At 41.5% G+C, this 25,373-nt stretch carries 24 protein-coding genes and 1 pseudogene; 20 read left to right on the top strand and 5 right to left on the bottom strand.

Going from position 1 to position 25,373, the window contains the following annotated elements:
* Positions 1-88 precede the first annotated feature (88 nt).
* The 6 genes from cmr1 to cmr6 are packed head-to-tail and all read left to right on the top strand — an operon-like array spanning position 89 to position 6,225.
* Complete coding sequence (gene cmr1 / locus ASE42_RS10780) at positions 89-1,183, top strand: type III-B CRISPR module RAMP protein Cmr1 (protein WP_268750504.1); 1,095 nt, start codon at positions 89-91, stop codon at positions 1,181-1,183.
* Positions 1,153-2,979 carry a type III-B CRISPR-associated protein Cas10/Cmr2 gene (gene cas10, locus ASE42_RS10785; protein WP_056766949.1) on the top strand — a complete coding sequence of 609 codons (1,827 nt, stop codon included), beginning with the start codon at positions 1,153-1,155 and terminating at the stop codon, positions 2,977-2,979. Before cmr1 ends, cas10 begins: the two co-directional genes overlap by 31 nt.
* Entirely contained in the window at positions 2,972-4,204 is a 1,233-nt protein-coding gene (gene cmr3, locus ASE42_RS10790; RefSeq protein ID WP_056766951.1) for a type III-B CRISPR module-associated protein Cmr3, read from the top strand. Before cas10 ends, cmr3 begins: the two co-directional genes overlap by 8 nt.
* Before the next feature lie 13 nt (positions 4,205-4,217).
* Complete coding sequence (cmr4, locus tag ASE42_RS10795; RefSeq protein ID WP_235566753.1) at positions 4,218-5,087, top strand: type III-B CRISPR module RAMP protein Cmr4; 870 nt, start codon at positions 4,218-4,220, stop codon at positions 5,085-5,087.
* Complete coding sequence (gene cmr5 / locus ASE42_RS10800) at positions 5,084-5,452, top strand: type III-B CRISPR module-associated protein Cmr5 (RefSeq protein ID WP_056766955.1); 369 nt, start codon at positions 5,084-5,086, stop codon at positions 5,450-5,452. The genes cmr4 and cmr5 overlap by 4 nt, the downstream gene beginning before the upstream one ends.
* Positions 5,449-6,225, top strand: a complete 777-nt coding sequence (gene cmr6, locus ASE42_RS10805; protein WP_235566755.1) for a type III-B CRISPR module RAMP protein Cmr6 — start codon at positions 5,449-5,451, stop codon at positions 6,223-6,225. The genes cmr5 and cmr6 overlap by 4 nt, the downstream gene beginning before the upstream one ends.
* 1,241 nt (positions 6,226-7,466) lie before the next feature.
* On the opposite strand, the gene ASE42_RS10810 is transcribed toward cmr6, so the two are convergent.
* Positions 7,467-8,447, bottom strand: a complete 981-nt coding sequence (locus ASE42_RS10810) for a metal-dependent hydrolase (RefSeq protein ID WP_041087350.1) — start codon at positions 8,445-8,447, stop codon at positions 7,467-7,469.
* Between the two features lie 191 nt (positions 8,448-8,638).
* Between ASE42_RS10810 and mutY the strand changes: the two genes are divergently transcribed.
* Complete coding sequence (gene mutY / locus ASE42_RS10815; protein WP_056766960.1) at positions 8,639-9,739, top strand: A/G-specific adenine glycosylase; 1,101 nt, start codon at positions 8,639-8,641, stop codon at positions 9,737-9,739.
* Here the strand turns inward: mutY and ASE42_RS10820 are convergent.
* Entirely contained in the window at positions 9,726-9,950 is a 225-nt protein-coding gene (locus tag ASE42_RS10820; RefSeq protein WP_003217808.1) for a hypothetical protein, read from the bottom strand. The genes mutY and ASE42_RS10820 overlap by 14 nt on opposite strands.
* An 81-nt stretch (positions 9,951-10,031) precedes the next feature.
* On the opposite strand from ASE42_RS10820, the gene fabL reads away from it, so the two are divergent.
* The 10 genes and pseudogenes from fabL (at position 10,032) to ASE42_RS10870 (ending at position 19,578) form a co-directional block, all read left to right on the top strand.
* Entirely contained in the window at positions 10,032-10,784 is a 753-nt protein-coding gene (fabL, locus tag ASE42_RS10825) for an enoyl-[acyl-carrier-protein] reductase FabL (protein ID WP_024425211.1), read from the top strand.
* Positions 10,785-10,859: 75 nt separating this feature from the next.
* Positions 10,860-11,009 (top strand): annotated as a pseudogene (locus tag ASE42_RS10830) (gamma-type small acid-soluble spore protein); the annotation flags it as partial.
* A 174-nt stretch (positions 11,010-11,183) separates the two neighbouring features.
* Entirely contained in the window at positions 11,184-11,444 is a 261-nt protein-coding gene (locus ASE42_RS10835) for a YgaB family protein (RefSeq protein WP_056766962.1), read from the top strand.
* A gap of 147 nt (positions 11,445-11,591) precedes the next feature.
* Positions 11,592-12,122, top strand: coding sequence for a DUF402 domain-containing protein (locus ASE42_RS10840; RefSeq protein ID WP_024425209.1), 531 nt, complete (start codon positions 11,592-11,594; stop codon positions 12,120-12,122).
* Between the two features lie 95 nt (positions 12,123-12,217).
* Positions 12,218-13,960 carry an ABC transporter ATP-binding protein gene (locus tag ASE42_RS10845; RefSeq protein ID WP_025093468.1) on the top strand — a complete coding sequence of 581 codons (1,743 nt, stop codon included), beginning with the start codon at positions 12,218-12,220 and terminating at the stop codon, positions 13,958-13,960.
* Positions 13,961-14,072: 112 nt separating this feature from the next.
* On the top strand, positions 14,073-15,095 hold the full coding sequence (locus ASE42_RS10850) for an ABC transporter ATP-binding protein (protein WP_056766964.1): 1,023 nt from the start codon (positions 14,073-14,075) through the stop codon (positions 15,093-15,095).
* Positions 15,064-16,041 carry an ABC transporter ATP-binding protein gene (locus tag ASE42_RS10855; protein ID WP_082580740.1) on the top strand — a complete coding sequence of 326 codons (978 nt, stop codon included), beginning with the start codon at positions 15,064-15,066 and terminating at the stop codon, positions 16,039-16,041. The genes ASE42_RS10850 and ASE42_RS10855 overlap by 32 nt, the downstream gene beginning before the upstream one ends.
* Complete coding sequence (locus ASE42_RS10860) at positions 16,016-17,602, top strand: ABC transporter substrate-binding protein (protein WP_056766967.1); 1,587 nt, start codon at positions 16,016-16,018, stop codon at positions 17,600-17,602. The genes ASE42_RS10855 and ASE42_RS10860 overlap by 26 nt, the downstream gene beginning before the upstream one ends.
* A 60-nt stretch (positions 17,603-17,662) precedes the next feature.
* The gene (locus tag ASE42_RS10865; protein WP_024425205.1) at positions 17,663-18,664 is read left to right on the top strand and encodes an ABC transporter permease; all 1,002 of its coding nucleotides are present in this window, start codon (positions 17,663-17,665) and stop codon (positions 18,662-18,664) included.
* A gap of 17 nt (positions 18,665-18,681) precedes the next feature.
* Complete coding sequence (locus ASE42_RS10870; protein WP_056766969.1) at positions 18,682-19,578, top strand: ABC transporter permease; 897 nt, start codon at positions 18,682-18,684, stop codon at positions 19,576-19,578.
* A 228-nt stretch (positions 19,579-19,806) separates the two neighbouring features.
* On the opposite strand, the gene ASE42_RS10875 is transcribed toward ASE42_RS10870, so the two are convergent.
* Together ASE42_RS10875 and ASE42_RS10880 are read right to left on the bottom strand one after the other, a co-directional pair.
* Entirely contained in the window at positions 19,807-20,880 is a 1,074-nt protein-coding gene (locus ASE42_RS10875) for an FUSC family protein (protein WP_024425203.1), read from the bottom strand.
* A 247-nt stretch (positions 20,881-21,127) separates the two neighbouring features.
* On the bottom strand, positions 21,128-22,423 hold the full coding sequence (locus ASE42_RS10880; protein WP_024425792.1) for a glutamate-1-semialdehyde 2,1-aminomutase: 1,296 nt from the start codon (positions 22,421-22,423) through the stop codon (positions 21,128-21,130).
* Positions 22,424-22,552: 129 nt separating this feature from the next.
* Here ASE42_RS10880 and bcp point away from each other — a divergent pair, with 129 nt between their 5' ends.
* Both bcp and perR read left to right on the top strand, forming a co-directional pair.
* The gene (bcp, locus tag ASE42_RS10885; protein ID WP_056766971.1) at positions 22,553-23,020 is read left to right on the top strand and encodes a thioredoxin-dependent thiol peroxidase; all 468 of its coding nucleotides are present in this window, start codon (positions 22,553-22,555) and stop codon (positions 23,018-23,020) included.
* Between the two features lie 157 nt (positions 23,021-23,177).
* Positions 23,178-23,615, top strand: coding sequence for a peroxide-responsive transcriptional repressor PerR (perR, locus tag ASE42_RS10890; protein WP_012009347.1), 438 nt, complete (start codon positions 23,178-23,180; stop codon positions 23,613-23,615).
* A 34-nt stretch (positions 23,616-23,649) separates the two neighbouring features.
* Here the strand turns inward: perR and ASE42_RS10895 are convergent, their stop codons facing one another.
* Complete coding sequence (locus tag ASE42_RS10895; protein WP_024425201.1) at positions 23,650-23,997, bottom strand: YgzB family protein; 348 nt, start codon at positions 23,995-23,997, stop codon at positions 23,650-23,652.
* Between the two features lie 189 nt (positions 23,998-24,186).
* On the opposite strand from ASE42_RS10895, the gene ASE42_RS10900 reads away from it, so the two are divergent.
* The gene (locus tag ASE42_RS10900) at positions 24,187-25,065 is read left to right on the top strand and encodes a nucleotidyltransferase-like protein (RefSeq protein ID WP_024425790.1); all 879 of its coding nucleotides are present in this window, start codon (positions 24,187-24,189) and stop codon (positions 25,063-25,065) included.
* Positions 25,066-25,373 lie beyond the last annotated feature (308 nt).

A 25,373-nucleotide genomic window follows, 5' to 3' on the forward strand; every position in this document is an offset into this window, starting at 1 on the left:
GGAAACTCATCATCTTTGAAGTTGTACGACAGCTTTTGAGTAATATACCGGTAATAGACAAATACTTGTTTGATGTTGCTGTATCTAGATACCTCAGTTCTCTAAACGAGAAGCAGAGATATTTGGTCATACAGAAAAAAGCAGCTTAATTAAAGTAATCGTTGAAGAAATATTTAAAGAAAAAAAACAAATCAAATTCCCTCCAACATATATTTTTCAAAAAACACCAAATAAAATGTTTATGGGATATTTCAAAATGAATGTTTATTTGACCGAGAGTGCTTCAATGACTTCACAAGACAAAAAGAAGTTAGGCAATGAAATCGAAGCTGCACTATGGGCGTGGATCAATTTTGGGGGACTTGGTGCAAGAACGAGACGTGGTTGTGGGAGTTTATACTGTGAAACATTTTCTCCTAAAGAGCAAGAAGTCAGTAAGGAGCGATTTGATCAATGGTTTAAAGAGAAAGTATGTCAATATGCTATCTCTATTCCCGAAGTATCTCGTGAATGGCCAACACTCAGTTGGGAGTTTAGATTACAGAATAAAGCTTCTCAAACGCATTTATCCTGGACGAAAACAATGGATACATACATTGAATTTCGTAAAAAACATAATATCCAAAATGGGGAGGCTGGGAGAAGTTATTGGCCTGAGGCAGATTCCATACGTCATCTAGCGAATATGTCACATCCTGATCATCAATTACCGTATCCTTCAAATAAACCAAAGAGATATATCGCTTTTCCTAGGGCGCAATTTGGTATGCCGATTGTATTTAACTTTAAAAAGGAATCGAAAAAAGATAAGAAGCGAAGCAAAGAAGAAAAAGCAAAAAGAAAGTGGTTTCAAAAGGAGCCTAATACAAAGACGTTAGTCCCGCGAAATAAAAATCGCTTGGCTTCACCACTCATCTTAAAACCGTTATCTATTAATCAAAAGGAATCGGTAGGCATGATTATGGTGCTGCAGCAACCACAGATAGAAGCTTTATCGCTTTTAGGAAAAGGAAAGCCTTTGCCTGATGTAACAGATGAACAAAGTATCTATCCAACAGCCACCTACTCAAAAAACCCATTACAAGACGAGAGTGGCCGGACGCACTCATCGGCGATTCAAGCCTTTTTACATAGCAAGGAGGTGCAAACATTTTGTCAGAAGAATCACAAAAACAAACATTGATGCTATTTTCGATAGGGCCTGTTCAAGAATTTATTGCGCAAGCAAGGCGGACGCGTGATTTATGGTTTGGCTCTTTTCTTCTATCTGAATTAAGTAAAGCAGGTGCGAAGAAATTTCAACAACTGGGTGGAACGCTTATTTTCCCTGTGTTCAACGAATCCTCTGCAGAACCAAACGACGCAGAAACAAACAACTCACCAAATAAAATATTGGGAGAAATCTCATACGAACAGCCTTCATCCGTTGCAAGACAAGTGAAAAAAGCAATATATGACAAATGGAAGGAATACGCAGATTTTGTAAGAGAGATTGTGGATCCTTATATTCAAATAGGCACATGGAATCGACAAGTAGATGATTTATTGGAATTTTATGCTGTGTGGACTGAGGTGCAAAATCAAGACAGAGCGGCAAATGCGTCCGCAAGTCCATATCATTTGGCTCTTCAAGAAGTCGAAGGTTTAATGGCGGCACGGAAGACGTTAAGAGATTTTAAACAAAATGAACCAGGGGCGTTATTCGGTGAACCAAAATCATCACTTGACGGTGGACGAGAGTCTGTTTTCCAAAAGCAAAAAAAACCACAGCAAGTGGCGCAACTAGCAAAATGGGGAATTGGTGAACATGAATCATTAGATGCGATTTCAGTGATCAAACGATTGTCCTTACATAAGCATCCGAGTATGACATTTCCATCTGTATGTGATAAAGCTTTTGCTCCCTATCAAAATATGTTGGACCAAAATGAACAGATGAAGAAAGCAGCCACACAATATGTGAAAGATGTAGAAACATATCTTAAGAATATGAATCTGACAGTAGCCCCTATTGATTTGAGTGAGGCATCGCTTTTTTATGAAAGAAGAATAGAAGATTATCTTGAACAACGTGGACTTGTCGGGACCACACGAACAGAAGCGAAAAATGACATCACACAGCTGCTTGAAAAATATTTCAAAGGTGAATACAGCAAGCATCACGGCCAGCCGATTAAACCACCAGCACCTTCACCTTACTATGCCTTTCTCATGGCGGATGGAGATAAGATGGGCAGCCAACTACGAAATATACAGCATGTAGAAAGTCATATTGCATTTTCTAACACGCTCTCAACTTTTGCTTCAAAGGCAAGTGAGATTATTTCCGAATGTGAAGGTACATTGATTTATGGTGGTGGAGATGATGTCATGGCTTATGTACCGGTTCACAAATGCTTAGAAGCAGCTGGGAAATTGCAAAGTAAATTTGTTTCAACGATGAAGGCTCATCAACATAGTGAGACACCTCCTTCGATTTCAATTGGCATCGCCATCGTTCATATGCTTGAGCCTCTTGAAGAAGTAAGAAGCATGGCACGTCAGGCCGAACAATATGCAAAACAAGAGCGAAATTCATTAGCGATTCATTTCCAAAAGCGAGGCGGAGGAGACACAATGAATATCTCAGTCTCATTTCAAATAGATCCAGTGGCCTCTATCCAAGAGATGACGACGTGGTTAAAACAGTCTTATTTCACGAATGGCTTTGCATATGGCTTACGAGAGTTGTATCAAACATACGAACAGTCTTCTTTTAGAAAACAGCCGGAAATCTTAGATGAACTCATTCCACTAGAGATAAGACGTCTTGCATTCAAAAAGAAAACGGAAGCAAAAACAGAGCAAGAAACGAAAGAGTGGATCGATCAATTGATTGCGAAGTATATACCGAAGAAGAATACATTAGAAGAATTACATACAATCGCTGAATGTATGATCATTGCTCTTCAACTAGAGGAGGTAAGTGGACATGCCTGAAAGATGGTTTCACATTCAACCGCTTGATCCGCTGCTTATTCGTGATGCACGCCCATTTCAAAGTGTACCGGGTATACGGGCGCGTTCATTAAACGATGTTCCGCCGAGTGTGGTCGCAGGAACACTTCGTACAGCTCTAGCAAAGAAACGACAATCAATCAAACATACCACGCCACTTTCTTATTATGCGAAATCTCTTGTGCGAGGTCCTTTATATCGCTGGCATGATCATTTATATGTGCCAATGCCTAATGACCTTGAGTTATTCGATGATGAGTATGGGATGAATCAAGTGAGACCAAAGCCAATGATGTCGGAAGGACAGGGCTTTTTTGGTACAGGAAAAACAGGCCGTTTTAGTGAGGCATTATGGCCGCCAATTGGAGCTGGTGCTCGTAAAAAAATGAAATCGCCGCCTGCTTTTGTATCACTAAAGTGGATGGTGAACTGGCTGACAGACGCAGTGAATGAGAGTCAGGTGAAGGAAGCCTTGACTGAATACCAACATATGCAGAAGGAAAATCATGCTTTCAAAAAGGAAACACCACCGGCATTTATTCCAGCATTACAGCGTCAGGAACGAACACAAATTGAGGTGGAAACTGGCAGTAAAAAGGCAAAAGATCAGCATCTATTTTCAACAGAATCACTCGTATTCCCAGATGACTTTAAACTGGAGGCGGGAATAGAGTTATCTACTGAAGAGTCAGAAGCATTAAAGCCTTTCTCAAGTCTTCACCCAATCGGTGGTGAAAGGCGGCTGGCTCATATAGAAGACCGGCCACATGTATACCAACAAGATTGGACATGTCCAGATATGATTAAAGAATCGCTTAAGAACAAGCCGTATGTTCGCATGATATTGGCGACACCTGCTTATTTCAGTAAAGGATGGCAGCCCGGTTGGCTGGATGAACAGCTCATGTCAAAACCACTATTTGATACGAATGTACGACTGAAATTGGTTTGGGCATCTGTTCCACATTGGCAGCCTATCTCTGGATGGAGCTTAGCAAATAAAGACAAAGGGCGTGAAAAAGCAATCCGCCGCTTAGTCCCCGCGGGTAGCGTTTACTTCTTTATAGTAGAAGAAGGAGATCCGGCAGAACTGGCCGAAAAAATGTGGCTTCAATCAGTATCTGATCGTAACCGGCGCAAAGAAGCGTTTGATCGTGAAGATGGCTGCGGGTTAGCACTTTGGGGAACATGGAAACCGAATGAATAAGAGGAGTGAGATGATGGAAGCAAGCCGTTGGTTTTGGATACATTGTTTATCCCCCCTTCATATTGGAGCGGGTGAAGGAGTTGGCGTGATTGATATGCCCATTCAACGAGAAAAAGTAACAGAATGGCCGATTATACCTGGAAGCAGTATTAAAGGCGTGCAGCGTGAACATTATCGCGCGAAAGGACAAGACACATTCGTACAAAAAGTATTTGGCACACAAGGAGATCAAGATGGAAGCGCAGGAGCAGTCGTCATGACAGATGGCCGGTTATTTTCATTCCCGGTGGCGAGTAGATACGGTACATTTGGATATGTGGCAAGTCCACTCATATTGAAAAGATTAGCCCGCGATGCAAAAGCATTAGGCGTATCGCTGGATATCCCTGATCTCATCGAAGAATCAAGCACGCTAGTCACCATGAATTCTAAATTAGTAGAGAATGACGAATTATACCTAGGTGAATTCCAAGGGGCTGCAAAAAAATCTCCACAACTAACCGATTTTGCTGAAAAGATGGCCAAACTTTTATTCGACGATAAACAATCACAAACTCTTTGGATAGAACGATTTGTGATTGTAAGTGATGACGTTTTTCAATACATTGTCACCATGAATTCTGAAGTGACACCTCGTATTAGAATTGATCATGAAACCCAAACAGTTAGTAAAGGTGCTCTCTGGTATGAAGAGTATGTACCAGCAGAAGCCATATTTTATGGGCTCATGTGGTGTGATCGTGTCGATGGAAGCAATGATTTATCTGTTAGACACCAACTTTTAAATCAACTAGAAAAACAGATGTATCTTCAATTAGGTGGAAACACAAACGTAGGTAAAGGAAGAGTATCCTGGCGTATGACAGGAGGGGAGGGATCATGAAACTCATTCAACATCATTATGCTGAGAAAGCGTATCAACATGTGATGAATGCCAAATCGAATGAGGAGAATTTCTCAAATCAATATGGACAACTCTGTCACAGATTCGCCTCAATGATCTTAACAAATGGATTAAGGCTCACCATTACATTTTTTGAGGCAAAATCAAAAAAAGGAAATGCTTATCAACAATTCGTTCAAGATATAAAAGAAACACTAGATATACAAGGAGATTGGTCAGCTTCCAATCGAGATTACTTAATCAAATCAAGACAAGCTTTAAGTGCATCTGTTTGGTTAAAAAGATATGCGGAATCTATTTTAAAGGTGGAACAAGGGGCGGAAAATGTGGAGGACATCCAATGAATCTGTCATTAACCTTAAACAAAAGCAAATGGGAGATTGGTGGTTCTACATTGTCGGACATCATAAATGACAGTGCGGAGAAGCAGTCATTTTATGAAAATGTAATTCGTCTACATCGAAAACAGTGGGGGGAAAATCGCTTTTTGTATGAAAGATTTGTGGAGCAATATTATACCGATACGAACCCCACATGCCTAGTCAAATCCATATCGCCGTTAGTCATTGGACATGGAGGAGAGGGTGTACTTGAAACGGGATTGTTATTACACCCGATATACGGCATTCCTTATTTACCAGGAACAGCTTTAAAAGGTGTAGCCTCTCATTATGCCCATTCTGTATTAGGTGAAAACTTTCCAGAACTAAAACAAGGTGGTAGTGATTACAACACATTGTTTGGAACAAACGAACGTGCTGGCATGATCGAATTTCATGATGCGCTCATGATGCCTGAGACAGTAAAGGAAGCATTCAAAGTAGATGTGATGACACCACATCATTCAGACTATAACAGCGTCAAGCTAGATAAGATGAACAAAGGGGGAAGTGTTCCAGCCCCTCGAGATGATGACTCACCAACACCGATTCATTTCTTAACGGTGGTCAACGGCCGCTTTCAACTTCTATTGAAAACAAAAAAGAATCGACCAGAAGAAGCGGAATGGCTCGAACTCGCCAAAACCATCTTACTAGGAGCTTTAGAACACGAAGGAATCGGCGCTAAAACAAATGCAGGCTATGGAAGACTTAAAATGGACGACGTCATTTCATAAGACTAAGTGCGAATGTGAGGTGAACATAAAATCCCTGGAACATTCGCACCGTTTCATTCGACAAAAATGAGAAAAAATGTATATTTTTTAGGAGTGAAAACAAAATTCTATATAGAAACTTAAGGATTTTGACGATCATTCCCTAAAAAATGTTATAATTAGGGCGAAAATCGCAGTCGCACTCTATATGAGTGCGTGGATTGAAATTCATCACTCCTCAGGATTTTTTCTTTGGGTTGTAGTCGCACTCTATATGAGTGCGTGGATTGAAATTATTGGCAAAATCAATAAAAGGCTGAACATCATCGGTCGCACTCTATATGAGTGTGTGGATTGAAATCTACTTGCCTTTGTGTACTTCGGAATCAAATATAGTCGCACTCTACATGAGTGCGTGGATTGAAATAAATGAGGAAAGATCATAATGATTTTTAAGGAAGTCGCACTCTACATGAATGCGTGGATTGAAATGCTTATTGCGTTGCCCCGATTCCAAATCAGTAAAGGTCGCACTCTACATGAGTGCGTGGATTGAAATAGAAATCACAGTGAGTGTCTCGTATCTTTCCTGAGTCGCACTCTACATGAGTGGATGGATTAATAATTGCGAAAACATAACTCTGCCTCCTGCGTCAGTAGTCATGAATCTAATTGAATTAAATTGTTGATGAAATATAAAGAAGTATGATTAACAAGTTTCAATAGATTTCATACTAAGATAAAGTCGGTGCGAATGTGAGGTGAGCATAAAATCCCTGGAACATTCGCACCGTTTTATTCGACAAAAATGAGAAAAAATGTATATTTTTTAGGGGTGAAAACAAAATTCTATATAGAAAATTGAGGGTTTTGACGATCATTCCCTAAAAAATGTTATAATTAGGGCGGAAATCGCAGTCGCACTCTACATGAGTGCGTGGATTGAAATTGTGGTGATTTTCCACTCCAAGAGCTTTTGCCGTGTCGCACTCTACATGAGTGCGTGGATTGAAATCTTTAACACGTGTTCACTCATACCGTTTCCTCCTGTCGCACTCTACATGAGTGCATGGATTGAAATGGTGAATGGTGGGAAAAGACAAGAAAGCTTGGTGTTGCACTCAACATAAGTGCATAGATCACTGTTTCTGCGAATTACATAAATTCAAATATCTATCCAGTTCAAAATCTACACAAATGAATAATCAAAACAATGTAATTTCCCCCTAAATCCAAGCCCTACACAACAAAAAAAGACTCGCTCACACAGAGCCGAGTCTTAATTTTTTTTGCAGTTTTTCTTCACTGAAAATCCAGCCGGTATAGGAATTTTTGATTTGGTGGTCCATGTCGATATGGCAGATTGCGACAAAAGGATAATGACCTTTGCTTCGGTAGCGCAAATCAATGAACCGCACCTCATAATGATCCTTGAATTTATCCACTTCCCACCGATAGACAGGGGAGAAGGAGAGAAAGGCTGAAATGTTTTCATCTTGCTTAGCAATTTTCATAATTTCAGTATCAGGGACCGGCACACGGTTAAAGGTGTCTAAAATGACGACTTCTCCATTCATGCTGCGCCCAACATGGAAAGAGGATTTACATTTCACGGCAATGCGCCATTGTCTGAACTTCATTGTAGGCGAAATGATAATCTCTTCAATTTCATCGAATCGTGCACGCAGCTGACGTTTAATCTGAAGCTGCATGATGACCCTGACAATATAGTAACAGAAAATCACGGCATACAGCGTAATGAACGTATAGCCGGGATGTCCGCCAATCGCCCAAACGACAATGGCGACAAGGTGTGTAAAAAAGATAAACGGATCAAACGTATTAATGATCCCAAGCGCTACCCATTTCTTCGAAAATGGACGAATGGCCTGCGTGCCGTATGCGTTGAAAATATCGACAAACACATGAAGCACAACGGCTAATAGTGTCCATAACCAAAGGTGAAGTAAATTCGCCCCCGGTACAAATGGGAAAATCACAGCCGGAATCAGCAATGACCAGAACAGTACAGCCGGAATGGAATGTGTAAATCCTCGGTGATTTCTTATATAAACCGCATTATTTTTTAGTTTTAGCACAGTATCAATGTCTGGTGCTTGGGAGCCGGCGATGGTCGCGATCATCACGGCGTGTGCCATGTGTGGATCTGCGCTGACGGCTGGATCTAAAAGTGCAAGTCCCCCAAGAGAAATGCCCATTACTACATGAGTACCAGTGTCCAATTGATTACCTCCTAGTTGTCATGCTTAGGAACAATCATACAAAGTATACGTCTCCAATCAAGACTATGTGCAAAATCACTTTTGCTTTATCCCGATTTAATGTAACATGTTAACGTATCTACAAACAGTATACAACAAATAAGGTTCTATTCAGAACGTTAGCCCTCGGTCCAATGAGAAGGAGTATAGATATGAAAGACATTCAAGAAAAGCTGGACCGCAAAGATATTGCGGGCTTTCAGCATGATTTAATTGATTGGTATGAAAAAGAACAACGAACATTGCCATGGCGTGAAAATCAAGATCCATACCGCGTCTGGGTATCAGAAGTGATGCTTCAGCAAACGAGAGTAGATACGGTCATTCCGTATTTCAACCGGTTTATGGAGCAATTCCCGACGGTGAAGGATCTCGCTTTAGCTGACGAAGAAAAGGTCATGAAAGCATGGGAAGGTCTTGGCTACTACTCAAGAGTGCGTAATTTACAGGCAGCTGTGAAAGAAGTATATGAATCCTACGGTGGCATTGTCCCTGATACGAAAGAGCAATTTTCAAAGCTCAAAGGTGTAGGCCCATATACGAGCGGCGCAGTGCTGAGTATCGCCTATAACAAGTCGTATCCTGCGGTAGACGGCAACGTGATGAGGGTCATTTCTCGTATTTTGTCCGTATGGGATGATATTGCAAAACCAAAAACGAGAAACATTTTCGAATTTGCGGTCGATCAGCTCATTTCCCGGGAAAAGCCGTCAGAATTTAATCAAGGGCTGATGGAGCTTGGTGCGCTCATTTGCACTCCAACTTCCCCTGCCTGCCTCATTTGCCCTGTAAACATGCATTGCTCGGCATTCGAGGAAGGCGTTCAGCATGAGCTCCCAGTGAAAAGCAAAAAGAAAAAGCCGACTGCGAAATCAATGGCAGCAGCGGTGTTATTTGATGACGCAGGCAACCTATATATTCATAAGCGGCCAAGTACAGGCCTCCTTGCGAATTTATGGGAATTCCCTAACATGGAAACAACAAAGGGAAGAAAAACGGAAAAAGAGCAGCTCATTGATTTCTTAAAAGAGGAGGCGGGTGTACAAGCGGAGCTTGGTGATCTAGAAGGCACCATCCAGCATGTATTTACCCACCTCATCTGGAATATTTCTGTTTTCTTTGGACGAGTTACCTCTGTATCTGATGACACGAAGCTGAAAAAAGTCACAACAGAAGAATTTGAGGCATATGCTTTGCCAGTCTCACACCAAAAAATTTGGAAGCTGGCACTTGAGCAGCCTAGTCGTATTTAACCGTTGTCCCGTGGGTATAATCAGCTTCATTTCTGTGCAATCCCCCGCGGTCTTCGATTTCAGAAATGATTTCTCGATACTTAGATTGCCCTTCTTCATTCAAATAAGGTAAAATTTGTTGGAAAGCATGATGAAAGTAAGCAAGCTCAGTATCTTTCCATTGATCCTTGGACATCATGCCAAGCTGGCTTAAATCGCGTCCGACATACATGAATGTAACCTCCTAATAGGAACTTTCCTATTAGTGTGAAGCGAATGAACGAAAACTATTCAAATCAGGAGATGAACCATAATGAGTCAACGTAAATGTGCATTAATTACAGGAAGCAGCAGAGGGGTAGGGAAAGAAGTTGCCCTTCGCCTCGCTGAAAAAGGATATGACATTGTCATTAACTATGCGAGAAGCAAAAAAGCCGCACTTGAAACAGCGGAAGAAATTGAAGCGATGGGCGTTAAAACATTGGTTGTCAAAGCCAATGTAGGCCAGCCTGAGAAAATCAAAGACATGTTTCAACAAATTGATGAAACTTTTGGCCGTTTAGATGTATTTGTGAACAACGCGGCATCAGGTGTTCAGCGTCCAATTATGGACCTTGAAGAAAATCATTGGGACTGGACGATGAATATCAATGCGAAAGCTTTGTTATTTTGCGGACAAGAAGCGGCGAAACTAATGGAGAAAAACGGCGGCGGACATATCGTCAGCATTAGCTCTCTTGGCTCTATTCGCTACCTTGAAAATTACACAGTAGTCGGCGTATCAAAAGCAGCACTAGAAGCTTTGACACGTTACCTTTCTGTAGAGCTGTCACAAAAAAATATCGTCGTCAACGCAGTATCAGGCGGCGCGATCGATACCGATGCACTCAAGCACTTCCCGAACCGTGAAGAGCTTTTAGAAGATGCGAAGAAAAATACACCTGCCGGCCGAATGGTGGAAATTAAAGACATGGTCGACAGCGTGGAATTCCTTGTATCAGGCAAAGCAGACATGATTAGAGGCCAGACGATTATTGTGGATGGCGGACGTTCTTTGCTTGTTTAAAAAAATCATGAATAGGATGTACACCTTCTGCACAAATTAATGTGCGTGGAGGTGATAATGATGGATCAACAACAAAACAAAACAAACGCGCAACAAGTGAAGAAACAAAACCAAGCTTCTGCACAAGGCGGTCAATTTGGTACTGAATTTGCTAGTGAGACTGACGCACAGCAAGTAAAAAAATACAACCAAAAAGCTGAGCAAAACAAACAACAAAACAGCTAATCACTGAAACAAAGGAAAGCACTTCATATACGAATGAAGTGCTTTTCTTTTTGCCTCTCACCACCATCCGACAAAACCTGTAAAACCTCTACATAAACAGTCAAAGGATTTCTTCCTTCTTTCAAGAAATGGTATACAGACAAAAAGTGGATTCGATGAAAAGGGAGGAGTTAGATGTCTGATTTCGATCAGCTTGTAAAAGAACAAATGCAGCTCATGGATCAGCTGCTCGATGTGCAGGGAGAACTCGATCTATGCTTAGAAACAGAAAAACAATTGCTGCAGGATGAAAAAAAAGAAGAGTGGCATAAGCTTTGTGATCAGATCAAACAGAAACGTGAGGAACTGCAAAAAGTGCAAACCTTATTTACAAAACAGACAGAAGAGGTCATCAATTCATATAAACAGATGGAAAAGAGTTCTAGCGTGATGTAAGTCAGTGTGCCGTTCAATTGGGTTGAATGGCTTTTTCATTTCATTTTTTAATGATGTAACGGTATAATATAATAGAGACATGTTTAGTTGGGAAATTAGGTCTTTGGACTGTTAGGTTTGTTTGTTATAGAAAGTAGGGGAGAAAATATGGGCTATCCCAAGGAAGGAGAAACCATCCAAATTCAAAGCTATAAACATAATGGCTTGATCCACAGGATTTGGAATGAAACCACCATTCTGAAAGCAACGGAATTGTGTATCATTGGTGCAAACGACCGTACAATGGTGACTGAATCCGACGGCCGTACTTGGATGACGAGAGAACCGGCTATTTGCTATTTCCATGCAAAACAATGGTTTAATGTAATTGGGATGCTTAGAGATGATGGGGTATATTATTACTGTAACATCAGCTCTCCTTTTGCGACAGATGATGAGGCAATTAAGTATATTGATTACGATTTAGACGTCAAAGTCTTTCCAGACATGACGTACAATATTTTGGATGAGGACGAATATGCAGATCATAAGAGGCAGATGAATTATCCAAAAGAAATCGATAGTATCTTAAGAGAGCATCTGAATACATTACTGCATTGGATTCACCAGCGGAAAGGTCCGTTTGCTCCTGAATTTGTGGATATGTGGTATGAACGTTTTTTACATTATACAAAATAAGCAAGAGCATCAAAAAACCTGTTTGGCTTTTTAGGCTAACAGGTTTTTGACTGCGTACGGATAAGAGGCACTGATAGATTGGGAAGGAGATTTACATGGGGGTCATTAAACGCTACATGGCTTTTGTAACACCGTATAAAAAACAGATTGCATTGACAATGGTGATCGGAATGATTAAGTTCTCGATTCCCTTAACCTTGCCTCTGCTTTTAAAGTACGTCATTGATGATGTCATTCAAGGCTCGGGGTCAGCTGAAGAAAAGACATCAACTCTACTGATCATAATGGGAATCATGCTCGTATTATTTTTAGTGTTGAGACCGCCTGTTGAATACTATAGACAATACTACGCACAGTGGACAGGCAGTAAGGTATTATTTGATATTCGGGAGAAGCTGTTCTCGCATATTCAAAAGCTAAGTCTTCGTTATTATGCCAACACGAGAACAGGAGAAATTATTTCAAGAGTGATCAACGATGTGGAGCAGACAAAGGAATTTGTCATCACAGGGCTCATGAACATTTGGCTGGATATGATGACTGTACTGATCGTGATCGCTATTATGTGTACACTGGATCTGAAGCTCACCATCGTGTCTGTCATTATTTTTCCGCTATACGCGTTTGCAGTAAAGTATTTTTACGGACGGCTTCGTAAGCTGACAAAAGAGCGGTCACAGGCGCTGGCTGAAGTGCAAGGGCATTTGCACGAGCGTGTTCAAGGAATGCCGGTCATTCGCAGCTTTGCGATTGAAGAATATGAACAAGAGAATTTTCATGATGAAAACAAAAATTTCTTAAACAAAGCAATCAATCATACGAATTGGAATGCCAAAACATTTGCTGTCGTAAATACCATCACTGACATTGCGCCGCTGTTAATCATTGCATTTGCTGGCTACACCGTAATTAACGGGTCGCTTTCGATTGGGACCATGATCGCCTTTGTCGGCTATATTGACCGGATGTACAATCCGATTCGACGTCTCATTAACTCATCCACGACGTTAACCCAGTCCGTTGCATCAATGGATCGGATCTTTGAGTTTATTGATGAGCCATATGAGGTCACAGACCGGCCAAATGCAAAAGAAGCCAATCATTTAAAAGGAGAGGTAGAGTTTAAAAATGTGTCGTTTCGTTATGAACACACGCAGGAAGAGATTCTGCACAATATCTCCTTGAAAGTAGAAAAAGGACAAACAGTTGCCCTTGTAGGAATGAGCGGTGGAGGGAAGTCGACACTCGTCAGCTTAATTCCAAGGTTTTATGATGTCACAAACGGGTCACTTGAAATTGACGGCATTGATATAAAAGAGTACAAAGCAAGAAGTCTTCGAAATCAAGTCGGAATGGTGCTGCAGGATACATTCCTATTCAGTGACACGATTAAAGAAAATATTGCGGTTGGTGACCCTGAAGCATCTTTTGAAAAAATCGTGTCGGCTGCAAAAGCGGCAAACGCCCATGATTTTATTATGTCTCTTCCTGAAGGATATGACACGAAAGTAGGAGAACGGGGCGTGAAGCTGTCAGGCGGACAAAAACAGCGGATTTCCATTGCAAGGGTATTTCTAAAAAATCCACCGCTTTTGATTTTAGACGAAGCGACGTCCGCACTTGATTTAGAAAGTGAGCATTACATTCAAGAAGCGATGCAAAAGCTGGCGAAGGATCGCACAACTTTTATTGTCGCACACCGATTATCAACCATTACACACGCTGACCAAATTGTGGTCATGGAACAAGGCGAAATTGTGGAAAAAGGAACACACGAAGAATTAATGAACCAAGACAGCCACTATCGTCATTTATTTACCATTCAAACATTAAATTAGTAGAAGCCTATCCGATTCTAGCGGATAGGCTTTTTTATGCTTGTCAAAAACATGACATATTTCCCAGCTTGTCTCAATACAATTTTAAAAAGTATGACGGGGTGGTGAATATGTGAAAGAACAAGACGTGCTGCTAGATGTCAAACAGCTGTCCATTGCGTTTCAGCAGAAAAAGCAAAAAGTGCCCATCGTCCATCACATATCGTTCTCGATTCAAAAAGGGGAAACGTTAGGGATTGTGGGCGAATCTGGCTGCGGGAAAAGTATCACAAGCATGTCATTAATGGGATTGAATCAGCAAACCGAAACAACGGGTGAGGTTCATTTCGAAGGGCAAAATCTGCTGTCACTTTCAGAGAAACAGTGGCGAGAGATAAGAGGAAATGACATTTCGATGATTTTCCAAGAGCCCATGACCTCTCTGAACCCATTAATGACCATCGGCAAACAAATGACGGAAGCCCTTTTCACACATCAAGCAATCGGTCAAAAAGAAGCAAAAGCGAAGGCAGTTGATCTTCTTGAAACAGTTGGGTTGAAGCAAGCGGAATCGTTACTTAAAAAATATCCACACGAATTATCAGGCGGTATGCGCCAGCGAGTCATGATTGCGATGGCAATGCTTTGTCACCCAAAGCTCATGATCGCTGATGAACCAACAACTGCACTTGATGTAACCATCCAAGCGCAAATCCTTCGTCTGCTCAAAAAACTGAACGAAGAAATGGATACTGCTATTTTATTTATTACCCATGATCTAGGCGTGGTGCGGCAAATATGCCAGCGAGTCATGATTATGTATGCCGGTCGAATTGTAGAAGAAGGAACCGTTGACCGTATTTTTCAAAAACCTCTGCATCCCTACACGAAAGGTCTTTTCGCCTCAGTCCCATCGTTTAAAGAGAAAAAAGAAAAACTCATCTCTATTGCAGGTCATGTGCCTAAGCCAGGGGCCATCCGGTCCGGCTGTCAATTTGCACCACGCTGCCCATATCAAATGGCGCAATGTCTTGAAAAAGATCCAGCCTTACAATCCATTGAACAGAATCACCGCGTGGCATGTTTTCTAATGGAAGGAGGAGAAGACACTGAGTCACCCACTCTTGCAAGTGAATCAGCTGACAAAACGGTATGACACAGCCGCTTTTTTTTCTAAACATAAACAATCGACTTTGGCTTTAAATCAAGTGTCCTTTCACGTGAAGGAAGGAGAAACGCTTGGCATTGTTGGTGAATCGGGCTGCGGTAAATCAACACTTGGCAAAAGCCTAATGAGATTGACTGAACCGACATCAGGCTCTATTCAATTAAAAGGGCAGGAGATCACCCTTCTAAAAGAACGAGACATGCGTTCCTTAAGAAAAGATATTCAAATGATCTTTCAAGATCCATATGCTTCTTTAAATCCAAGAATGAAAATCAAAGATATTTTAGAGGAACCACTGATTGTCCATCATCATGGGACAAAAGCAGAAAGACGGAAACGGGTTAAAGAGATGCTGCACATTGTTGGATTTGATCCTTCCTATGGGGAACGTTATGCGCATCAATTCAGCGGCGGACAAAGGCAGCGTATCGGTATCGCTAGAGCACTTATTACGCACCCAAGTCTTGTCATTGCCGATGAACCAGTTTCGGCTTTAGATGTATCCGTTCAAGCGCAAATTTTGAATTTGATGCTTGAATTGCAAAAGACGCTTTCTCTGACGTATTTGTTTATTTCTCACGACCTTGGGGTTGTCAGGTATATGAGCGACCGGATCGCCGTCATGTATGCTGGGCGCATTGTCGAGATGGGGCCTGCCGAAGAGGTGTTTCACAGCCCGCTTCATCCCTATACGTCGCTGCTTCTGAAATCCATTCCACATATGGATCACGTACTAGTGGCGCAAGACGTGGCAGCAGAAGAGTCCACAATGACGGAACGCGGCGGCTGTCCTTTCTACAAAAGGTGCCCAAAAAGATGGGAGAAATGCTTGAAAGCAGTTCCTGCTTTGTATGAGGAGGAACCGGGGCACGCGGCCGCGTGTTATTTATATCAAAAGGAGGAACACAATGAAGAAGACATGGTTATTCAGTAGTTTCATTTTTGTGCTGGCACTGGCGCTCTTTTTAGGCGGATGCTCGTCTTCGCCGACATCAGAAGAAAAGGCTACAAAAGATACCCTCGTATTTGGCAGAGGGGGGGATTCCACTTCACTAGATCCAATTACAACGACAGAAGGCGAAACCTTCAAGGTCACAGAGAATATATTTGAAAAGCTTTTGAATTACGGTGAGAAAGACACGACCATCCATCCTGGCCTCGCAACAGAATGGGATGTTGCAAAGGACGGAAAATCATACACGTTCTACTTAAGAAAAGGTGTGAAATTCCACGATGGTACAGACTTTAACGCAGAAGCAGTGAAATTCAATTTTGAGCGCTGGATGAATGGAGACGCAGAAAAGTTTCCTTACTATGGTATGTTTGGCGGCTATAAAAAAGATAAAGGGCATGTCATTAAAGACATCATCGTCAAAGGCGAGCATGAAATTGAATTTCAGCTAAAGCGCCCGCAGGCGACATTCCTCAAAAACATCGCCATGTCACCATTTGGCATCGCCAGTCCAGCCGCAGTTGAAAAAAGCGGCGATTCATTTAGAGAAAATCCAGTGGGGACAGGACCATTTAAGTTTAAAGAGTGGAAGCAAAACGACCGTATCGTGTTAGAAAAAAACGAGGATTATTGGCAGAAGGATAAACCAAAGCTGAATCAAATCATCTTCCGCTCCATTCCAGAAAACTCTGCTCGTTTAAATGCCCTTAAAACAGGCGAGATCGACTTAATGGATGGCGTGAATCCGTCAGATGTAGATGGCATTAAAACCGACAAAGCACTCCAGCTCATTGAAAGACCATCGATGAACGTAGGCTATATCGGACTGACCGTCACAAGAAAGCCGCTTGATAACAAGCTGGTTCGTCAGGCACTCAATTATGCGGTCGATAAAGAATCGATTATTGAGTCATTTTATGGCGGACTTGCTGAGCCAGCAAAAAATCCATTGCCGCCAGCTTTAGAAGGCTACAATGACGACATTGAGCCATATCCGTATGATCCAGAAAAAGCGAAAGAACTATTAAAAGAAGCGGGCTTCCCTGACGGCTTTCGCATTAAGCTTTGGGCGATGCCTGTACCGCGTCCATACATGCCAGATGGCATGAAGGTGGCGGAAGTCATTCAGTCAAATTTTGAAAAAGTAGGCGTCAAAGCAGAAGTTGTCACATATGACTGGGCGACCTATTTAGATAAAGCAAGTAAAGGGGAAGCAGATGTGTTCTTATTAGGCTGGACAGGGGACAATGGCGATCCTGATAATTTCATTTACACACTGCTGGACAAAGACAGCATTGGCGGTAACAACTATACATTCTTCGAAAACGATAAAATGCATGACATTCTTATTGAAGCGCAAACAGACACAGATCAAAAGAAACGAAATGAGCTGTATAAAAAAGCGCAGGAAATCATTCATGACGAAGCGCCTTGGATTCCATTGGTGCATTCGATTCCAATGCTTGCCGCTTCTAATGATTTAAAAGGCTATCAGCCGCATCCAACTGGTTCAGAAGCTTTAACTGACGTGTATTTCGAATAAGCAAATAAGGGAGATCATGTATCTCCCTTATCAAACAAAGATAAAGGCGGTGAAAGCTGTTTGTTTGCTTATTGTATGAAGCGGGCAGGAATGCTCATCCCAGTACTGATCGGAATGACATTGGTCGTGTTTTCAATTATTCGTTTTATACCTGGAAATCCAGCGCAGGTCATTTTAGGACAGCGGGCAACGAAAGAGGCTGTAGAACAATTAACGATCCAGCTCGGTTTAGATCAGCCATGGTACGTTCAATACGGTCATTATATGCTTGGCCTTTTAAAAGGGGATTTAGGGACTTCCATTCGAACAGGAGCGGCTATTGCCCAGGAAATGAAGCCTTACTTATTTGCGACGTTAGAATTGACCTTTTTTGCCATGGTGCTGGCGATTGTCGTGGGAGTGAATGCCGGGATCATTAGTGCTTGGTTTAAGCATTCTTTCTTTGATTATGCCGCGATGTTTATTGCACTCATCGGAGTGTCCATGCCAATTTTCTGGTTAGGCTTAATGGGGCAGTGGCTGTTCTCGATCGAATTAGGTATTTTGCCGACAACGGGTCGAGAAGACGTAAGGAATCCAGTCGAATCGATTACGTATATTCATACACTGGACACGCTTTTACAAGGCCGGTTTGATCAATTCGCTGACAGCATCAAGCATTTGATCTTACCAAGTACAGCACTCGCCACAATTCCTGCTGCGATTATTGCGAGAATTACAAGGGCAAGTATGCTGGAAGTGCTTCATTCCGACTTTATTCGAACAGCAAAAGCAAAAGGAGTACGTTCATTTTTTATCATTTATCAGCATGGCCTGAAAAATGCGCTCATTCCGATCTTGACGATTATTGGTCTTCAGACAGGACTCTTGCTTGGTGGAGCGATTTTAACAGAAACCATTTTTGCTTGGCCGGGAATTGGGCGGTATATATATGACGCCATCAGTTATCGTGATTACCCAGTCATTCAAACAGGTATTCTCGTCGTTGCGCTTATATTTGTCCTGATCAATTTCATTGTGGACATCTTGTATGCGGTCATTGATCCAAGGATTAAATATTAGGGAGGGAGAGTGACAATATGGAAGCACAAAAAGAACTTGAACCACCTCAGCCAAAAGATGAACGCTCTCAATCATTGATTCTTGAATCAATGAAGCAGTTCTTTCAGCATAAGCTGGCGGTCATTGGTAGTGTGATTGTTTTTTTATTTCTGATCCTAGCGATCTTTGCGCCGCTCATTGCTCCTTATGGAATCAATGAACAATCACTCGGTGAGCGATTTAGTTCCCCTTCAGCTGCACACTGGTTTGGTACGGATGATTTCGGCAGAGATATATTTTCAAGAGTTGTGCATGGAGCACGGATTTCCTTATGGGTCGGTTTTTTCTCGGTCCTCGGGTCTGTCATTTTAGGCACACTGCTTGGATTGATAGCAGGCTATGGCGGAAGAGTGTTAGATGCTGTGATCTCAAGATTGTTTGATATTTTACTTGCTTTTCCTAGCATTCTATTAGCGATTGCTATTGTCTCCATCCTAGGCCCCTCCTTACAAAATGCCCTTATTGCCATTGCGATTATTAATGTCCCAACCTTTGGACGGCTCGTTCGTTCAAAAGTGCTGAGTATTAAACAAGAAGAATACGTGCTGGCAGCAAAGGCGGTGGGGATGTCACACCGCCGCATCGTTCTGCGCCACATCCTGCCAAATAGTATGGTGCCGGTCATCGTACAGGCGACGCTAGCGATCGGAACGGCAATTATTGAGGCAGCCGCTTTAGGCTTTTTAGGATTGGGGGCACAGGCGCCAAGTCCAGAATGGGGGAAAATGCTCGCCGATGCGAGACCTTATCTCGTTCAAGCCCCTTGGACATTATTCTTCCCAGGAATAGCGATCATGCTGACTGTTTTAGGCTTTAACCTGATGGGGGATGGATTAAGAGACACACTAGATCCTAAAATGAAGAAAATAAAATAAGACCGATTCTCAGAATCGGTCTCAGCGCGCGGGCAAACCCTCACATTCGGTGTCAGTCCTGCGTGCCGGTGCTCACGAATACTCAATTCGCTCCGCTCCGGTACTCGTTCTTCCTAGACTGCAAAGGTTTTCAGGTCACGCTGAAAAGAAGACAAAGAGCTAAAATCAAGATCATTTTAGCTCTTTGTCAACAATTTAAGACCGATTCTCAGAATCGGTCTTTTCTATTTATGCTTCTTTTTCTTCTGTCTCGATTTCACTATCTTTTGGGTGATACGTCTGGAAGCTTGTAATCAATGTATCTAAATGTTCTAATTCATCACGGTATTCGATGATGCTGGACATGACATTCAGCATGTTGTAATCGAGTAAGTCATTTTCTTGGTTTTGCTGATGCTGAATAAATGATTTCGTTAACGTCTCAAGACGAAGAGAGCATTCATTTTGAAATTCATCGTCCTGCGGCTTCATTTTTCCGACGAATTTCATCAAGGTGCGCTCATGCCAATACAGTAAATAATCAATTTCATCCGTTAAGCTTTCCCTGAAATGCTCTGGCATCAAATGAATTTCATTTTCTAATTTATGAAGCTTTTTCAGTAAATACAGAGCACGATTTGATGTCATAATGGCCTGTCTGAACAAAACAAGTTTTCTTGATTTGACATAGGTAGTTTTCTTTAAATAGCTTCGTTCCTCTTTGTATAACAAGTAAATATGATCTAATTTGATCATGCGTTCTTTTATTTGATCGATGTCATCCTTTAATGTGGAATGATCAGTAGACTGTCTGGAGGTCAGACGGATCCATTTTAAAATCTCCTCCGTATTTTCCATAATGTGATGAACAAGCTTTGTTTCATACTTTGGCGGCAGGAAGATTAAATTCACTAAAAATGAAGAAAGAACTCCTAACACCACAGTAGCTGTTCGAATTAAGGCAAAGGAAAGGAAATGATCCCCTGCACTTTCTAAAATCGCAATGACGGTTACAAGTGCAATTGGAATGGTGTGTTCAATTTTCAGCTTTAAATTAATGGCGATGACCATGACGGCGGTTAAACCGATAATGACTGGTCCTGTGCCAAAAAGCAGACCGAACGTAATGGCAAGCGCTGCTCCAATAATATTGGCTTGCACTTGATCAACAATGGTTAAAAAAGATCGATAAATTGATGGCTGGATAGCAAATACAGCTGCAATTCCCGCGAAGACGGGCGTTGGCAACCCGAGCCATGTTGCCAGGTAAAGCGCGAGTACAATGGCAATACCAGTTTTTAAAATACGGGCTCCAAGTTTCATTGGTTTTGTCCCTGCATCCCTTTCTTTTCGATAATAGATGATCACTCGTCATTTATCATTCATATTTTGATGAAACAACTAAGTAATATACAGCGGTCTTCCGAAATATTCAAGTGATTTTTGAAAGTTCATGAAAACATCTAAAGAAGGTATTGAGTAGAAATGTAACAGATTCGCACGCTTTTGACAAACAAGAGTTGGTAAATAAAAAAACAGGCGCATGTTTTTACGCCTGTTTTGGACTTCATTATGATTGTTTTAGCTGTGCAAATGCATGATCTACTGCTTTTAGCGTCTCAGAAATATCTTTTTCAGTATGTGCGATCGTTAAGAACCAAGCTTCATATTTAGAAGGAGCGAGGTTAATGCCTTGGGCGAGCATTAATTTGAAGAAACGGGCAAACATTTCGCCATCCGTATTTTCAGCCTGCTCGTAGTTCACAATCGTTTCTGTTGTGAAATAAATTGTGAGCGCTCCTTTTAAGCGATTCACTGTAATATCTACTTGATGCTTTTTGGCATGGGCTAAAATGCCTTCTTCTAACATAGCGCCAAGCTGATCAAGACGCTCGTAAACACCGTCTTCTTTTAACACTTCCAAGCAGGCAATACCTGAAAGAATGGATGCAGGATTTCCTGCCATTGTGCCAGCTTGATAGGCTGGTCCAAGCGGGGCCACTTGTTCCATAATTTCTTTTTTACCGCCGTAAGCTCCGATAGGAAGTCCGCCGCCAATAATTTTTCCTAATGCAGTGAGGTCAGGTTTTACTTGAAGCAAGTCCTGTGCACCGCCATACATAAAGCGGAAAGCGGTAATGACTTCATCATAAATCACCAGTGCGCCTTTTTCATGTGTGAGGTCATTGACCTGCTGCAGGAAACCGTCCTTAGGCTCTACGATGCCGAAGTTCCCGACAATTGGCTCGACAAGGACAGCTGCTACTTCATCACCCCAGCGATCTAATGCTTCTTTATAGCTGTCAATATCATTAAATGGAACGGTAATGACTTCATTAGCGATACTTTTTGGTACGCCCGCAGAATCAGGTGTTCCTAAAGTGGAAGGACCAGAGCCTGCTGCCACAAGCACAAGATCAGAGTGGCCGTGATAGCATCCGGCAAACTTAATGATTTTTGTTCTGCCTGTATATGCGCGAGCCACTCGAATCGTTGTCATCACCGCTTCTGTACCTGAATTGACAAAACGAACTTTGTCCAAAGCAGGCATGGCTTCCTTCAGCATTTTAGCAAAAGTGACTTCATGTTTCGTTGGTGTTCCGTAAAGGACACCTGTTTCAGCCGCTTTCGTGATGGCTTTTGTAATATGCGGGTGGGCATGTCCTGTAATAATTGGACCGTATGCTGCTAGATAGTCAATATAGCGGTTTCCGTCAACATCCCAAAAATAAGCGCCTTCTCCTCTTTCCATCGCAACGGGTGAACCGCCGCCTACTGCCTTATATGAACGAGACGGGCTGTTGACACCTCCAACAATGTGCTCCAGCGCCTCTTGATGTAATTTTTCTGATTCTGTGAATTTCATAAATAGCCTCCTATCTCAACGTATCACGTCGTCTAACATTATTTTAACATGCCGATGCAAGCGTCCTTAGTTGAATATCCTCTCAAAATTGGATAGGCTAATTAAAAAATAGGTTGGAGGGATTGTGTCATGACAATCGAAGTAGGGCAGCAAGTACCTGACATTGAATTAACCGGTGACAACGGGGAGAAAATAAAGCTTTCTGATTTTAAAGGAAAACATATTGTCCTTTATTTCTATCCAAAAGATATGACACCAGGCTGTACAACAGAAGCATGTGATTTCCGCGACCGCCATCAAAGCTTTGCAGAATTAGATGCTGTCATTATCGGTGTAAGCCCAGACAGTCAGGACAAGCACCAAAAATTTAAAGAAAAACATGATTTGCCGTTTCTGCTTCTTGTAGACGATGAACAGAAATTGTCTGAAGCCTTTGGGGTATGGAAGCTGAAAAAGAACTTTGGCAAAGAATATATGGGAATCGAGCGTTCAACGTTTCTTATTAATAAAGAAGGCACGCTTGTGAAAGAATGGCGAAAAGTAAAGGTGAAAGACCACGTAGAGGAAGCACTTGAGGAATTGAAAGCTCACGCTTAATATCCTCACAGGATGAGATCGGCAGTCATGCCGGTCTTTTTTGTAAAGAAGAATAGGTAAAAAAGAGGATTGTAATTGACAAAGTTTCGGCTCTGGGGGTACACTATTTATAAAGATTATAATATAAGAATATTTTTGAAGAGAGGTGCATGATGAAATGGCTGCTCACGAACTAAAAGACGCTTTAGATGCTCTAAAAGAAACCGGTGTTCGAATTACTCCGCAGCGCCATGCCATCTTGGAGTTTCTCGTAAATTCTATGACTCACCCAACCGCGGACGATATATATAAAGCACTTGAAGGAAAATTTCCAAACATGAGTGTCGCAACGGTTTACAACAATTTACGAGTCTTCCGGGAATCTGGATTAGTAAAGGAATTAACGTATGGTGATTCCTCAAGCCGATTTGATTTTGCGACATCTGACCACTACCATGCGATTTGTGAAAATTGCGGAAAAATCGTAGATTTTCACTATCCTGGCCTTGATGAAGTTGAACAGCTTGCATCCCATGTGACGGGCTTTAAAGTCAGTCATCATCGCTTGGAGATCTATGGAACTTGTCAAGAATGTGCGAAAAAAGAAAATCATTAATGAAAAAGCTGACCGTTTAAATGGTCAGCTTTTTTTATGACTTTTTTCGATTGTAGGATTCATCAAACTCTTTACCTTCTAATGCTGGATCAAGTGTAAGCGGCTCTCTGCAATGCATGCACATGTCCACCCGCCCAAGCACTTTTGTTTCCTTTTCACAGCCTGGACAAACGACACGTACAGCCTTCGTAGAAAGCATACCAATCCAAAAGTAAACGGCTGTACTTAATCCAATCGATAAGACGCCAAGCAGCATAAAGAAAGTCGACAGCCAGATCGATTCCTTGAAGAACACACCGATATACATGATCAGAAAGCCAACAAAAACCAAACTAAGTGCAAATGTTCTGATTTTATTAATCTTACTGGAGTATTTCGCCATCCCTAGTCCCCCTTATCTCCAATATAGCACATTTTACCTTTCCGTTTGAATTAGTTATAGAGTTTTGTGAATAAATTGCTTATAATGATTCAATGATCTTTTTTCATGTATTGAAGGAATTTTGATTCTATGAGGAGAAATACATAGCATTAGAGAAGAACTTTACACCCGAGTATTGGAGGAATCACTATGGAAAATCTTCTCCGTCCTATTTATCAAGAGAGAGCAAGCCATCCAGACACATTGGCTGTGATTATAGTAGAAAGAAGACATAAAGTATCTTCTGAGACGGATAACTTTGATGCAGCACTTTTAGTCATCGTAAAAGAAGCGGAAGAGCCGTTATTTATCAAGCACTATGAATCCGATCACCAAACAGCTTCTTTAAACGTTGTCACAGATGATCAACTGAAGGAATGGATTACCCTCGGTACTAACCGCCGAATCATCGATTGGATTTTGAATGGCAAAGTCCTGTTTGATCGAAATGAATATATCTTCAACTTAATTGATGAACTAAGTACATTCCCGTTTTCAAACCGCAAACTCAAAATCGGTTTAGAATATGGCAAGCTCATTCGCAGATATATAGAAGGAAAAGCATTTTTTGAGTCAAATCAATTCCTTGATGCATATAATTCCATTGTGCATGCCCTGCATCACTTAGCACGTATTGAAGTAATTGATAAAGGCTTCCACCCAGAAGTGACCGTTTGGAACCAAGTACGTCATATGGAGCCGGAAGTATACAAACTTTATTCAGAACTGATTGAAAGCCATGAAAGTCTGCATAAACGTTTGGAACTTTTATTTTTAGCAAATGATTTTTTGATCCATTCAAAAGCAGAAATTGGTGCCGCTCATTTGCGTCATGTCATGGAACAGAAGGATATATGGCTTTTTGGTGAGCTTCTTGCACACCCTGATCTAAAGTATTTCACGCCTGACCTTAGCGTTATGATTGATTTCTTTGTGGAAAAAGGAATTGTTCAAGTGGAGCCGATTGAGACAAAGGGACAAAAAATCTATCATCGAGGATATTTTGTGAAAAAAGATATTGACGCATGAATATTATGATGGTATATTATTAAACGTCGCTAACGAGCAACTGAGTTGCTTTGAAAGAAAAGCTGACAAAAAGAAATTTTAAAAAACGCTTGACGCACACGGTGCTCAAATGTTATATTAAGAAAGTCGCCTCTGAGCGATAACGAAGATGATCTTTGAAAACTAAACAAGACAAAACGTACCTGTTAATTCGAGTTTTTATAAAAAAATCCTATGATACTTCATAGGTAGTCAGTCAAACTGGCGAAAAGCAAAACTTCGGTTTTGTACTTTTTCGGAGAGTTTGATCCTGGCTCAGGACGAACGCT

Origin of the sequence: Bacillus sp. Root920 (assembly GCF_001429445.1) — a bacterium.
In the GTDB taxonomy this organism is placed as follows: domain Bacteria; phylum Bacillota; class Bacilli; order Bacillales; family Bacillaceae; genus Bacillus; species Bacillus safensis.